The organism is Sphingomonas sp. Leaf10, from assembly GCF_001421245.1.
In the GTDB taxonomy this organism is placed as follows: domain Bacteria; phylum Pseudomonadota; class Alphaproteobacteria; order Sphingomonadales; family Sphingomonadaceae; genus Sphingomonas.
In genome coordinates this window covers 52692-66829 of the sequence record NZ_LMKE01000015.1, presented here as the reverse complement: position 1 = coordinate 66829, position 14138 = coordinate 52692, and the positions used below count along the sequence as shown (strand labels likewise).

Here is a 14138-nt window from a genome sequence, read left to right as displayed (position 1 = left end):
AGACGATCGTATGACCCTCGGGTCAGCTGCGAACCCCCGATGAGAGCAGATGTTTGCGATCGATTTCGATTCCCGTTGGAAGATCTGGCCGGTCCGACGGTCCGCATCGTTACCGATCACGACGCCGCGGATGCATGGCTGGAGCGATGCAGGGTCACGCAGGGGCGCAGAGTGATCCCGGCGATGCGCGACTGACCAGCCGGTTCAGCCGATATCGGTGCGGCGTATGGCGCTATTGCCGGGTCAACAGGACGATCGCGCCTTCATTGCCATAGGCGCCGCGCAATTCGGCAATGGTGACGCGCACGGGAACCGCTTGTCCTTCGCTCGACAGGATCGCACTGTCGATCGTGCGCGCACCCTCGCCGGTCAGGACGCAATCCAGCGCCTCGCGAAACGCCACGCGTCGGCCAACCGGAACGAGATCGGCCATCGCGACATGCCGCAGCCGCCCCTCAGGCAGTTGAATGATCTCGCAAAAGGTCGGCTCAGCCTGATCGATATGACCGCGGGTGTTCAGGCAGACATAGCCGACGCCATCATGTGCCGCGATCGCCTCGCGCAGCGACTTGCGCGCGTCGGCGAGGCGGTGGGTCTTCATGTCGTCGGTAATGTCGTGGAACAGCACCGTGACAAATTGTGCGAACGGGTGGATTTCCGCGCGGACCCAGGCGCCGTCGCGGAACAGGGACGGTATTTCAGCGGAATAGGGTTCCCTGCTCGCCACTGCCCTCTGGACATAGGTTTTGATCAGCGACCGGCGCAGCACCGGAAGCGCTTCGAACACCTGCCGGCCGGTCAGGTCGCCGTCCTGCCAGTTGAGTTGCACATGCGCCACCCGGTTCGCGGCAACGATCCGCAGGTCGTAATCGATCAGCAGCACGCCGATGCTGAGGCAATTGGCCAGTTCGTGCAGGCCGGTCGTGGCGATCATCTCCGCCCGATCCGTGCCGTTCGCGTCTTTCAGCGCGGTGTAGTGGCGCACCGTCGTCAGGACATGGGTCGCACGGCCATGATGGGTCACGAAGATCGGCTGATCATCCTGCATCTGTCGCAGCTGACCGAATTTTCGGGCGAAATCGGCGGACGACACCGTCGGATGTGGGGAGCCGCTCCGGTCCGCGGGTTCCCCGTCCTGTACCGCCATAATCATTTCTCCCGAACTTGATCGAGGATAACCGATCATCTGCAACAATCGATAGCAAGATACTGATAATACGGATTTTATACCTGCTTCATCCGAGTTAGTTTTATTGCTGGAGCAAATCAATATGCGTCGACGCCAACAACCGCCACGATGGATGTGGTAGCGGTATCGGCGATACCGAATCAGTCGGGAACTGGGGGAGAGAATGCATGCGTATCCTGCTGAGCGCCGCCGCGCTGGCGACGGTGGCGGTCCCGGCTCAGGCGGGACCGTGGGTCGCGGGCTGGACGACGTCGCCGATCAAGCCGAATGCCGAACAGGTACTGACCGACGCCCAATATCGCGACGCAACGCTGCGGCAGGTAGTGCGCCTAACGATCGGCGGCCGGGCGCTGCGCGTGCGGTTCTCCAACCGGTTCGGGGCAACGCCGCTGCGTATTGCCGGGGCGAGCGTCGCGCTGGCCAGCGGACCGGCCGCCGCCTCGACCAAAGCCGGCAGCGACCGGCCGCTGACCTTCGGTGGGAAGGCGATGGTCGATGTCCCGGCGGGGGCGGATTACTGGTCCGATCCGGTCGCGCTGCCGGTGACGGCCCTCGCCGATCTGGCGATCAGCACGCGCTTCGCCGAACTGCCGCAGCAGCAGACCGGCCATCCGGGCGCCCGGACGCGCAGTTGGATCGCATCGGGCAACCGGCTGTCGGATGCTGTCTTCGCCGATGCAACCCCCGTCGAACGCTGGTTCCAGATTGCGAGCGTCGAGGTCGATGCGGCGCCGGCCGCGCGTGCCATCGTCGCCTTGGGGGACTCGATCACCGACGGGTTCGGGGTCAAGGACGGGCGGAACCTGCGCTGGACCGATGGCCTCGCCCGACGGCTGGCGGCGAACCGCGCGACGCGTGGCGTGGCGGTGCTGAACCACGGCATCGGCGGCAACTGCCTGCTGGTCGAATGCCTCGGTCCCAATGCCCTGGCCCGCTTCGACAGCGACGTGCTGAGCCAGCCGGGCGCGCGCTATCTGGTGCTGCTGGAGGGGGTCAACGATCTGGGCGGCCTCGCGCGGGAGAAGCCGCCGAGCGCGGACGAACGCCGCGCCCATGTCGACCGGATGATCGCGGGCTATGCACAGGTCGTCGCTCGCGCGCATGCCAAGGGGCTGAAGGTGATCGGCGGCACGGTGATGCCGTTCATGGGCAACGACTATTATCATCCCGACGCGGCGGCGGAGGCTTCGCGGCAGGCGGTGAATGCGTGGATCCGTACGCCCGGCAATTTCGACGCGGTGATCGATTTCGACCGCGTCGTCCGCGATCCGGCGCGGTCCGACCGGTTGCTGCCGGCATATGATTCCGGCGATCACCTGCACCCGTCGATGGCCGGATATCAGGCGATGGCCGACGCCGTGCCGCTGGCGTTGTTCGCGAAGTGAGGATCGGCACGACCTTGGCGTCACCCCGCCCCGCCCCCATTTGCGGCGCGAACCAATGGGAGCCTGCTTCATGATCGATCTGCACTACTGGCCGACGCCCAATGGCCATAAGATCACGCTGTTCCTCGAGGAAGCGGGACTGCCTTATACCATCCATCCGGTCGATATCGGGAAGGGCGAGCAGTTCCGGCCGGAATTCCTGGCGATCGCGCCCAACAACCGGATGCCGGCGATCGTCGATCACGAGCCGGCGGGCGGTGGCGCGCCGGTTTCGGTGTTCGAGTCGGGGGCGATCCTGCTGTATCTGGCGGAGAAGACCGGGCGGTTCCTGCCCGCCGATCTGCCCGGTCGCTACGACGCGATCCAGTGGCTGATGTGGCAGATGGGTGGGCTGGGGCCGATGGCCGGGCAGAACCATCACTTCAACATCTATGCGCCCGAGAAGATTCCGTATGCGCAGGACCGCTATATCCGCGAAACGGCGCGGCTGTACGGGGTACTCGACAAGCGGCTGGCCGACCGGCCGTTCGTCGTTGGCGACTATTCGATCGCCGACATGGCGGCCTATCCGTGGATCGTGCCGCATGAGGCGCAGGGGCAGAAGCTGGACGACTTCCCGAACGTGAAGCGCTGGTTCGAAACGATCGCAGCGCGGCCGGCGACGGTCGCGGCATATGAAAAGGGCAAGGCGGTGAGCAGCGGCAACCAGCCGATGACCGAGGAGCAGCGCCGCGTCCTGTTCGGGACGCCTGCCGCCACCTGAGCCGACTGCGACAAACTGCGACAATTATCGGCGACGACGACACAGGTCGGCGACAAGTCGGCGGTAGACGGGGAGCATCAATAACCGGGGGTGTTCCCCCTATCCGAAAGGTTCGTCATGCGATCGCTGATCGTCGCCGCCTCCCTTGCCGCAGTCGCCCTTCCCGGTGTCGCCCTCGCCGCGCAGACCCCGCCGCCGCCCGGCTCCGACCGGGTCGTCACCCGCGCCGATGCGATCGCGCGTGCCGACCAACGCTTCGACGCGCTCGACACCGATCGGGATGGCAAGATCAGCGCCGCCGAACGCGCGGCACAGGCGGGTCAGGACGGTCCGCACCGTCGCGGCGGCGGCCGGATGCTGGAGCGGGCGGATGCCAACCGCGATGGCGTCGTCGCCCGTGGCGAGTTCCGCGCGATGGCCGCCGCCGGGTTCGACCGGCAGGACTTGAACCACGACGGCAGGGTCGATGCGGCCGAACGCCGCCAGTCGCGCGAACAGCGGATAAGCCGGCGGGGGCCGCAGAGCGGCGGCACCATCACCCGCGCCGCGTTCCAGGCACGCGCGCTCGCCCGGTTCGACCGGATGGATGCGAACAAGGACGGGCAGATCGACCCCGCCGAACGCTTCATGGCGCGCGAAAAGCGGATGCAGCGCCACGCGCCGCGCACCGGCGGCTGAACCGAACCGGACGGCGGGTTACGTTGCCCGCCATCCGGCCTTTCCTTTCAGGAGCTTGTCCGCCTAGCATGTCCGACATGGCCGATATCCCGCATCTGCTGCTGGTCGACGACGAACGATCGATCCGCGAACCGCTTGCCCAATATCTGACGAAGCAGGGCTTCCGCGTGACCCAGGCCGGTGATGCCGAGGGTGCACGGGCGCGGCTGAACGCCTATGCCATCGACCTCGCCATCCTCGACATCATGATGCCGGGCGAGGACGGGCTGTCGCTGTGCCGCCATATCCGCGAGACGAGCGAGACGCCGGTCATCCTGCTGACCGCGCGTGCCGAGGAAACCGACCGCATCGTCGGGCTGGAAATGGGCGCCGACGATTATGTCGTCAAACCCTTCTCCCCGCGCGAGCTGGCGACGCGGGTCAAGGTCGTGCTGCGGCGGACTGCCGGTGGCGCGGTCCGGCAACATGCGCCGGAAGCCGGGTCGTTCGCCTTTGCCGGCTGGGTGCTGAAGACCGGCGAGCGCGCGCTGGTCGATCGCGAGGGCGTGTCGGTACCGCTGTCGACCGGCGAATATAATCTGCTCCATGCGCTGGTGACGCGCCCGCGACAGGTGCTGACCCGCGACCAGTTGCTCGACCTGACCCAGGGGCGCGAGGCAGCCGCCTTCGACCGCGCGATCGACAATCAGGTCAGCCGGTTGCGCAAGAAGATCGAAACCGACGTCCGCAACCCGGAGATCATCAAGACGGTGTGGGGTGGCGGCTATACGCTGGCGGCCGAGGTGACCCGCCTGTGAGGCCATCCGAAGTGAGAACCCGCCCGTGAGGCGGTTTGGGCCAACCAGCCTGCCGGGCCAGATCGCGCTCCTGGTCGCGCTCGCGTTGTTTGTCGCGCAGGCGCTCAATTTCGCGCTGTTGCTACGCGAGCGGCGGGCGTTTCGCCTTGCCGAGATCACTCTGCCCGCGGTCACCCGTCTGATCGACGCCGCCGAGCGCACTACCGCGCCGCGCCCCGCGCAGGCGCGCGACCGGATGCGCGGCGTCCGCCTGCTGACCGATCGCGTCCCGACCCTGCGGGGAGAGACCGAGCGCGATGTAGAGGCGGCGATCCGCAGCGGCTTTGCCGAGGCGGGTATCCGGCCGGGCCGGATCGCGGCACGCATCCGCCCGATCGACGAGGCCGAAATCCGCGAGCGCGGCATCGGTGGTCCGCGGGCGGAGCGGCTGCGGCGGATGGGCGCGGTGCTCGATGCGGCGGTCGAACTGCCCGGTCGCGGCTGGCTGGTGTCGCATACACCGTGGCCGATGGCCGAGCGCGGATTGCTGTGGCAGTCGCTGGCGCAAACCTTCATTTTGTACGTCATCGTGCTGCTGCCGGTGCTGTGGATCGGGCGGCGCATCGCCAAGCCGCTCCGGCGGCTGGCGGTGGCGGCGCGGGCGTTCCACCCGGCCCGCCCCCTGCCCGCGATCGAACCGTCGGGGCCGCAGGACGTACGGCTGCTCATCGCGGCCTTCACCGATCTGGGCCAGCGGGTGAATGCGATGGTCGATGAAAAGGATCGAATGCTGGGCGCGATCGGTCATGACCTGCGCACGCCGCTGGCGGCATTGCGCGTCCGGATCGAGTCGGTCGAGGACGATACCGACCGGGCAAGGATGGCGGAGACGATCGACGAGATGAACGCGACGCTCGACGATATCCTGTCGCTGGCGCGGCTGGGGCGGCCGAGCGAGGCGGCGACCGACGTCGACGTCGCGGCGCTGGTCGATGCGGTGGTCGAGGATTTCCGCGACCTCGGCAACGACGTCGATTTCGTCGAGGCGGCGCGCGTGCCGCTGCATCTGCGCCCCAATCTGATGCGGCGGGCGGTGCGCAACCTGATCGAGAATGCGATCAAATATGCAGGGTCGGCGGAGGTGCGGGTCGAAACCGGCACGGACGCGGTCGCGATCATCGTCGACGATCAAGGGCCGGGCATCCCGGCCGACCGACTGGATGCGGTGTTCGATCCGTTCACCCGGCTGGAAACGTCGCGCAATCGCGATACCGGCGGGATCGGCCTCGGGCTGGCGCTGGCCCGGGCGATCGTCCGTGATGCGGGCGGCGAGATCGCGCTCGCCAATCGCGATGGCGGCGGGCTGAACGCGACGATCCGCCTGCCGCGCTGAACGGCTGCGAAACGAAATACGGTACCCCGACGTTGAGTGCCGAGCGATGATAAAAGTAGCCAGCTACAATATGCGCAAGGCGATCGGCACCGATCGTCGCCGGATGCCCGAGCGGACGCTGGAGGTGCTGCGCGAGATCGATGCCGATATCATCGCGTTGCAGGAATGCGACCGACGGCTGGGCGAGCGGGCCGGGGTGATAACGGCGCATCTGCTCGACGAACATACCCCGTGGGTGGCGGTGCCGTTGGCGATCCGGGCCAAATCGATGGGCTGGCATGGCAATGCGCTGCTGGTGCGCAAGGACGCGAGCGTCAGCAGCCAGCGGCGGATCGAAATCCCGGCACTCGAACCACGCGGGGCGGTGCGCGCCGACGTGACGACCAACGGCGTGACGCTGCGCGTGGTCGGCATGCATCTCGACCTGTCGGGGCTGTGGCGGCGCAAGCAGGCGCATGCGATCCTGACCGAGGTCGATGGCTGTACCCCGCCATTGCCGAGCGTGCTGATGGGCGACCTGAACGAATGGACGCCGCGATCGGGGTGTCTGCGCGATTTCGGGCGGACGCATTGCTTTGCGGAGACCGGCCCCAGCTTCCATGCGCGCCATCCGGTCGGGCGGCTCGACCGGATCATGGTTTCGAGCGAGCTGAAGATCGTCGATGCCGGTGTTCATCACAGCGCGGCGGCGCGCAAGGCGTCGGACCATCTGCCGATCTGGGCGACGCTCGCCCCGGCATGAGCGACGCACCGCCCCCGCTGCACGAACGCGAACTGCGGCTCGCGCTGGTGTGTTATGGGGGGATCAGCCTCGCCGTCTATATGCACGGGCTGGTCAAGGAAATCTGGCACATCGCCCGCGCCAGCCGCGCGGTGCAGGATGAGGGCGAGCCGCTGACGGGCAGCGCGGCTGTGTATCAGGCGATGCTGACCGATCTGGCGGGCTTGAGCGCTATCCGCCTGCGCGTGCTCGTCGATATCGTCGCCGGGGCGAGCGCCGGCGGGATCAACGGCGTGTTCCTGGCGCAGGCGGTGTCGACCGGCCAGTCGCTCGATCCGCTGACCGACCTGTGGCTCGACGGTGCGGATATCGAGGCGCTGATCGATCCGGCACAGGCGCCGTCGAGCGCGCTGTCGCGGCCATGGGCGCGGCCGATCGCGTGGATGGCGCTGGGCCGCGAGGGCGAGGATGCGTCGAGCGTCGATATCGCCGCGCGCGACGAACTGCGCGCCAAGCTCGACCGCTTCGTCCGGGCGCGCTGGTTCGAGCCGCCCTTCGGCGGGCGGGCGATGGTCGACATGCTGCTCGACGCCTTTGCCGCGATGGCCGCAGCGCCTGCCGGACCACGGCTGTTGCCACCGGGCCAGCCGCTCGACCTGTTCGTGACGGTCACCGATTTCGCGGGGCACCCCGAGGTGCTGCGGCTCAATTCGCCCCGGGAAGTGGTCGAGACCGAGCATCGGCTGGTCATCGGCTTTCACGACCATGGCGGCGACCGGCTGGCGGATGCCGCCGAGCTGGTGTTTGCGGCGCGGGCGACGTCGAGCTTTCCCGGCGCGTTTCCGCCGTTCCGGGTCGGGGAACTGGACGCGGCGCTGGCCGATCGGGAGGTCGACTGGCCGGGACGCGATGCGTTTCTGCGCCGGGTGCTGCCACGCCAGTCGGCTGTCGGCATGGCGGACCAGGCGACGCTGATCGACGGATCGGTGCTCGCCAACGCCCCCTTCGCCCCAGCGATCGATGCGCTGCGCGAACGGCCGGCGCGGCGGCAGATCGACCGGCGCTTCGTCTATCTCGACCCCGCGCCCAACCACAAGTTCGGCATCGGCACCGGCGGCAAAGGTCCGCCGGGCTTCTTCCAGACGATATTGGGCGCGCTGTCTGAGCTGCCGCGCAAGCAACCAATCCGCGACAATCTGGACGCGATCCAGCATCGGTCCGAACGGATCGAACGGATGCTGGCGATCGTCGAGAAACTGCGTGGCGGCGTCGAGGCGGAGGTCGAACAACTGTTCGGCTATACGCTGTTCCTAGATTGGCCGACGCCGGCGCGGCTGGTCGGGTGGCGACAGCGGGCGCAGGTGCAGGCGGCGAAGCGCGCCGGATATGGCCATGCCGCCTATGGACTGCTGAAGGTCGATCAGGTGCTCGACCGGCTGGCCGAACGGGTCGCGACGCTGGCGGAGGATGCGTCGCCCGTCGGAGTGCGACGGTTCCGTGCGGGATTCGCCAGGGTCGTTGCGGACGACGGTGCCGGCCGGTTCGATGGCGACGGTGCTTCGGTAGAGGCGATCGCCTTTCTCCGGTCGCACGACCTCGCCTTTCGCATCCGGCGGTTGCGGTTGCTGGTGCGGACGGTGTCGGCGATGGAGCCGGAACAGGACGCGGCGGCGCTGGCCCCGGTGCGCGAGGCGATCTTTGCCAGCCTGACGCCCTATCTGGCGTGCGAGAATACCGATCATTTCGCCGAGGTGCAGGCGCTGGCGAAGGATAAGCGCGCCGATCCCGCAGCGCTGTTGGCGGCGATGGCGCAGGCGATGGACCTGACCACGCTGGACGCACAAACCGATGCGCGAATGTCGGAGGCGCTGGCCGCCGCCCCGCGCGAGATACGGCGGCCGATCCTGCTCGCCTATTTGGGCTTTCCGTTCTTCGACATCGCGACGCTGCCGCTGCTGGGCGGCGAAGGGCTGGACGAATTCGACCCGGTGCGGGTCGACCGGATCGCCCCCGATGATGCGCCGTCGATCCGGGCGGGCGGTGCGGAGGCGACGCTGAAAGGCATTCGCTTCAACAATTTCGGCGCCTTCTTCAGCCGGTCCTACCGCGAGAACGACTATCTGTGGGGGCGGCTGCATGGTGCCGAGCGGATGATCGACATCGCGCTGTCGACCCTGCCGCCCGAGGTCCGCCTGCCGCCCGGCTGGATTACCCGGCACAAGCGCGCGGCGTTCCTCGCGATCCTCGACGAGGAACAGCCGCGATTGCAGGCGATTCAGCCGCTGTTCGACGAATTGCGCGCCGAAATCGGCTGAGCCGTCGCCTATTGGAAAAGCCGCCGTGACGGGCGTAAGGAAGGGCGGACGACAACGACGAAGGCCGCTCAAGCGATGCAGTTCCTGAAAACCCTGTTCTGGGCATTGCTGGTGGGGGTGATGGTCGCCTTCGCGCTCAACAACATGACGATGGTGCCGCTTAAACTGTGGGGCACGCTTTATGCCGATGTGAACTTGCCGCTGCTGCTGATCGTCACCTTTCTGGCCGGGTTCCTGCCGACGTTCATCGCGCTGCACCTGACGCGTTGGCGGCTGCGGCAGCGGATCGCGGCGACCGACCGGACGCTGGCCGATCTGCACCGGGCGGAGGGTTCGCCGACCCTCGCCGCCGATCCGGCACCTGTCATCCAGCCGGGAGCCACGCTGTGAGCCGTTCACCCATCTATGTCGCGATTGATACGCCCGATCTGGAGCGGGCCAAGGCGCTGGCGCAAACGGTGCGCGGCCATGTCGGCGGGCTGAAGCTCGGTCTGGAATTCTTCATGGCCAATGGCCGGGCGGGCGTTCGGACGATGGCCGATCTGGGCCTGCCGATCTTTCTCGACCTGAAATTCCACGACATTCCGAACACGGTGGCGAAGGCGATCCAGGCGCTGGGTCCGCTCGACCCCGCGATCCTGACCGTCCATGCCGCAGGGGGCCGGGCGATGCTGGAGGATGCAAAGGCCGCCGCGCCGGTCGGGACGAAGGTCGTGGCGGTGACGATGCTGACCAGCCTCGATGCGCACGACCTGTCGTCGATCGGCCTTGCCCCCGATCCGCATGAGCAGGTGGTGCGGCTGACCGAACTGGCGAAAAGCGCCGGGATCGACGGCGTCGTATGTTCGGGGGCCGAGGTGGCGGCAGCGAAGAAGGCATGGCCGCAGGGGTTCTTCGTCGTGCCGGGCGTCCGGCCGGCGGACGGTCCGGTCGGCGACCAGAAGCGGGTGGTGACCCCGCGCGCGGCGCTGGACGGCGGGGCGTCGGTGCTGGTCATCGGTCGACCGATCACGCAGGCGGAGAATCCGGATCAGGCAGCGCGAGCGATCGAAGCGACCTTATAGGGCGTCATCTCGACCGGACGGACGGCAACAGCAGCGCCCCGCCCGGCCGCCCCCGCAACGAAACACGCCGTACCGAACCGTAAGTTCACACCTTCGGGTGATCCTAAACCGGACGGCAATAGTATAATGTCAACCGTTAGTGGCGGATGGTGCCGTAACAGGGTGGCGTGAGGGGCGGATCGTCGGTGAGCAGCGGGATATGGGAACTGGCGCTGGACCATATCGGCAATGGCGTGGTCGTCATCGATGAGCGGGAAACCATCCGGCTGATCAGCAAGCGGGCCAAGACGTTGTTCCGTATCGACGATCGCTCGATCGGCATCGGCCATACGCTGGGCAACTTCCTCGATTGCGTCGGGCGCAGCGTCGGCTGGTCGGCGGAACGCGTGGCCACCGTCCATTCGAACCATCGCGCGTGGAAATCGGCGTCCGAGGCCAAGGACATCGTTCATCACTATGACGACGGAACCGTCCTGCGCATCGGCTATCATCCGAAAGTGGGCGATGGCGCGGTCCTGACGTTCGACGACGTCACCGACCGGACGCGGCTCGACGGACTGTTGCAGAACCGCGCGGTGAAGGCCGACCTGTTCCACGCGGAAGTCCATTCGACGGTCGGCGAGATCGCCAGGGCGACCCGGGAGACGCGTGAACGGCACGCCGATGTTTCCAGCTCCGCCTACGAAACGCTCGATCGTATCGCCGAACTGAACTTCGCTGCCGAGCAATCGGTGAACGTCATGCACGACGCGGCCCATGCCAATCAGGGCATTCAGCGGGTATTTGGCGACGTCGTCACCGGTCTCGCGCTGGTGTCTAGCGAGACGTCGTTGGCGCTGGCCGGCGCGCAACTCGGCAGTCAGACGTGCCAGCGTCTGGCCGCCCATGCGCAAAGCGCGGGGACGATCCTCGACCTGATCCACGGGCTGGCCGAACAGAGCCGCCTGTTGTCACTGAACGCGCGGATCGAGGCGGCGCGCGCGGGAGATGCCGGCCGCGGTTTCGGCGCGGTCGCGCAGGCGGTAAAGGAACTGGCCGACCAGACGGTGCAGGCCGCGAGACGGACCGAGGCCGAGATCAGCGAAATCCGCCACGCCATTGCCGAAGCGGTCGAGGCGAACCGACAGATCGAAACGTCGATCGGCGGGATCAGCCGGGTCGCCGATACGGTCCGCCTCACGACCCGCGGACAACAGGCTCAGGTAGAAGCCATTTCCGCAGCGATCGACCGGACGGCAACGGTTGCCCAGATCATGCGCGACAATGTCGGCAAGGTCGACGAACGCTTCGGCACGCTGATCGAGACGCTGGTCGACACCAGCACGCGCCTTGCCCAGATCGACCATCAGGTCGAAACGCTGGTCGATGGCGCCGAACATTTTCGCCAAGCGCATATCGCCGAGGACGGCGAGAAACGCGCTCGTCCGTAACGCTGCGGTGGCCGAGGACGTTCGCGGCGATATCCGGTGAACACGATCGATGCTATCGCCGGGCCTGCTCCGTCGTTACATCGCGGCGTCATGACGCTCATCAAGATATGCGGCCTGTCGACGCCCGATACGCTCGCCGCCGCGCTGACCGCCGGGGCGAGCCATGTCGGCTTCGTGTTCTTTGCCCCCTCCCCCCGCAACCTCGCGTTCGATGCGGCGGCGGGGCTGGCGCGGCAGGTACCGGGGCAGGTGGCGAAGGTCGGGGTGTTCGTCGATCCCGACGATGCGCTGATCGATGTGGCGATGGCGGCTGCGCGGCTGGACGCGATCCAACTGCACAAGACCGCACCCGAGCGCATCGCCGCGATCCGGGCGCGGACCGGCCGGGAGATATGGGGCGCGGTCGCGGTCAAGACGCGCGCCGATCTGAACGCCGCACGGATGCTGGTCGGTGCCGCCGACCGGGTGCTCTATGACGCGAAGACGCCGCCGGGCGCGGCGTTGCCGGGTGGCATGGGGGTGCGGTTCGACTGGGGGCTGCTCGACGGGTTCGTCCATCCGCTGCCATGGGCATTGTCGGGCGGGCTGGATGCCGGGAATGTAGCGGAGGCGATCCGGGCAACGCGCGCGCCGCTGGTCGATGTATCCTCGGGCGTCGAGAGCGCGCCGGGGGTCAAGGATGTCGGTCGGATCGCCGCGTTCGTGCGGAGCGTGACGGGCGGCTGATACTCGACAGCGCCCGCCGCCGGGCGTAACGAGCGACCCCATGAACGCTCCCAACAGCTATCGCGCGCAACCCGACGATCGTGGTCATTTCGGTGCCTTTGGCGGCCGCTATGTCGCCGAGACGCTGATGCCGCTGATCCTCGACCTCGACCGCGAATATAAGGCGGCGAAGGCCGATCCCGCCTTTGCCGCGCAGTTCGACGACCTGATGACCCATTATGTCGGGCGGCCCAGCCCGCTCTATCATGCCGAACGGTTGTCGGAGACGCTGCGGGCATCGGCCGAGCCGGGCATGGGGGCGCAGGTGTGGTTCAAGCGCGACGAGCTGAACCATACCGGCGCGCACAAGATCAACAACTGCATCGGTCAGATCCTGCTGGCGATCCGCATGGGCAAGACGCGGATCATCGCCGAGACGGGTGCGGGCCAGCACGGCGTGGCGACGGCGGCGGTGTGCGCCCGCTTCGGCCTGCCCTGCGTCATCTATATGGGCGCCAAGGACGTCGAGCGGCAGCAGCCCAACGTGTTCCGCATGAAGCTGCTGGGCGCCGAGGTGCGGCCGGTGACCAGCGGTGCGGCGACGCTGTCCGACGCGATGAACGAGGGCCTGCGCGACTGGGTCGCGAACGTGCACGACACCTTCTACATCATCGGCACCGCCGCCGGCCCGCATCCATACCCGGAGCTGGTCCGCGATTTCCAGAGCATCATCGGCCGCGAAGCGCGCGCGCAGATGCTGGAGCGGACCGGGCGGCTGCCCGACCTGCTGGTCGCGGCGATCGGTGGCGGATCGAATGCGATCGGACTGTTCCACCCGTTCCTCGACGATGCCGATGTCGCGATGCTGGGCGTCGAAGCGGCCGGGCACGGGCTGGACAAGGACCATGCCGCGTCGCTGGCCGGCGGGTTCCCCGGCATCCTGCACGGCAACAAGACCTATCTGTTGCAGGACGAGGACGGGCAGATCGCCGAGGGGCATTCGATCTCGGCGGGCCTCGACTATCCGGGGATCGGGCCGGAACATGCATGGCTGCGCGATATCGGGCGGGTCGAATATGACAGCGCGACCGACGTCGATGCGCTGGATGCGTTCCAGATGCTGTGTCGTACCGAAGGGATCATTCCGGCGCTGGAACCCGCGCACGCGATTGCGGCGGTGGCGCGGCGGGCGAAGACCATGCGGTCGGATCAGATCATCCTCGCCAATTTGTGCGGGCGGGGGGACAAGGACATTTTTACGGTGGCTAGCGCCCTGGGGGTGGAGATCTAAAGGTCAAAAGCCCTCTCCCCTTCAGGGGAGAGGGTTGGGAGAGGGGAATGCGCGACGCTTTGTTGACCGAACGGGCCAAAGCGGCGCGCAAGGCTCCTACCCCTGCCGAACAGAAGCTTTGGCTTGCGTTGGGGGCGGAGCGGTTCGCTGGTGTGAAGTTTCGGCGGCAGAAGGTCATCGGCCCGTTTATCGCTGACTTTGCCAGTAATGTGCCGCCGCTGGTGATCGAACTCGACGGCCACCTGCATGGCACTACCGTAGAGTATGACTCCGAACGAACCGCCTATTTGACGCGCGCTGGCTATCGGGTAGTGCGATTCACCAATGCCGACGTGATGCATAATCTCGATGGCGTGCTGTGCATATTGGAAGACGTTGTACATGACCCCCTCTCCCAACCCTCTCCCCCAAGGGGGAGAGGGCTTTAA

14 protein-coding genes are annotated in these 14138 nt (G+C 67.1%); 13 read left to right on the top strand and 1 reads right to left on the bottom strand.

Annotated features, from left to right (window positions below):
* Positions 1-232 precede the first annotated feature (232 nt).
* Positions 233-1048 (bottom strand): PAS domain-containing protein, encoded by an 816-nt coding sequence (locus ASE59_RS12945; RefSeq protein WP_162235315.1) that lies wholly within the window; start codon positions 1046-1048, stop codon positions 233-235.
* 308 nt (positions 1049-1356) lie between these two features.
* On the opposite strand from ASE59_RS12945, the gene ASE59_RS12940 reads away from it, so the two are divergent.
* From ASE59_RS12940 to ASE59_RS12880, 13 genes are all read left to right on the top strand, one after another.
* A complete protein-coding gene (locus tag ASE59_RS12940) occupies positions 1357-2574 on the top strand; it encodes an SGNH/GDSL hydrolase family protein (protein ID WP_056456807.1) in 1218 nt (405 codons plus the stop codon).
* Between the two features lie 70 nt (positions 2575-2644).
* The gene (locus ASE59_RS12935; protein ID WP_056456803.1) at positions 2645-3337 is read left to right on the top strand and encodes a glutathione binding-like protein; all 693 of its coding nucleotides are present in this window, start codon (positions 2645-2647) and stop codon (positions 3335-3337) included.
* 117 nt (positions 3338-3454) lie between these two features.
* Entirely contained in the window at positions 3455-4015 is a 561-nt protein-coding gene (locus tag ASE59_RS12930) for an EF-hand domain-containing protein (protein ID WP_056456800.1), read from the top strand.
* A gap of 77 nt (positions 4016-4092) precedes the next feature.
* Entirely contained in the window at positions 4093-4812 is a 720-nt protein-coding gene (locus tag ASE59_RS12925) for a response regulator (protein WP_056457001.1), read from the top strand.
* Between the two features lie 25 nt (positions 4813-4837).
* Complete coding sequence (locus ASE59_RS12920) at positions 4838-6184, top strand: sensor histidine kinase (RefSeq protein ID WP_056456797.1); 1347 nt, start codon at positions 4838-4840, stop codon at positions 6182-6184.
* Between the two features lie 46 nt (positions 6185-6230).
* Positions 6231-6926, top strand: a complete 696-nt coding sequence (locus ASE59_RS12915; RefSeq protein WP_056456793.1) for an endonuclease/exonuclease/phosphatase family protein — start codon at positions 6231-6233, stop codon at positions 6924-6926.
* Positions 6923-9220, top strand: coding sequence for a patatin-like protein (locus ASE59_RS12910; protein ID WP_056456790.1), 2298 nt, complete (start codon positions 6923-6925; stop codon positions 9218-9220). The genes ASE59_RS12915 and ASE59_RS12910 overlap by 4 nt, the downstream gene beginning before the upstream one ends.
* A gap of 75 nt (positions 9221-9295) precedes the next feature.
* A complete protein-coding gene (locus ASE59_RS12905; RefSeq protein WP_056456786.1) occupies positions 9296-9610 on the top strand; it encodes a LapA family protein in 315 nt (104 codons plus the stop codon).
* A complete protein-coding gene (pyrF, locus tag ASE59_RS12900; RefSeq protein WP_056456783.1) occupies positions 9607-10284 on the top strand; it encodes an orotidine-5'-phosphate decarboxylase in 678 nt (225 codons plus the stop codon). The genes ASE59_RS12905 and pyrF overlap by 4 nt, the downstream gene beginning before the upstream one ends.
* A 185-nt stretch (positions 10285-10469) precedes the next feature.
* The gene (locus ASE59_RS12895) at positions 10470-11714 is read left to right on the top strand and encodes a methyl-accepting chemotaxis protein (RefSeq protein WP_056456780.1); all 1245 of its coding nucleotides are present in this window, start codon (positions 10470-10472) and stop codon (positions 11712-11714) included.
* Positions 11715-11804: 90 nt separating this feature from the next.
* On the top strand, positions 11805-12440 hold the full coding sequence (locus ASE59_RS12890; protein WP_056456997.1) for a phosphoribosylanthranilate isomerase: 636 nt from the start codon (positions 11805-11807) through the stop codon (positions 12438-12440).
* 40 nt (positions 12441-12480) lie between these two features.
* On the top strand, positions 12481-13710 hold the full coding sequence (gene trpB / locus ASE59_RS12885; protein ID WP_056456777.1) for a tryptophan synthase subunit beta: 1230 nt from the start codon (positions 12481-12483) through the stop codon (positions 13708-13710).
* 47 nt (positions 13711-13757) lie between these two features.
* Positions 13758-14138, top strand: coding sequence for an endonuclease domain-containing protein (locus ASE59_RS12880; RefSeq protein WP_056456775.1), 381 nt, complete (start codon positions 13758-13760; stop codon positions 14136-14138).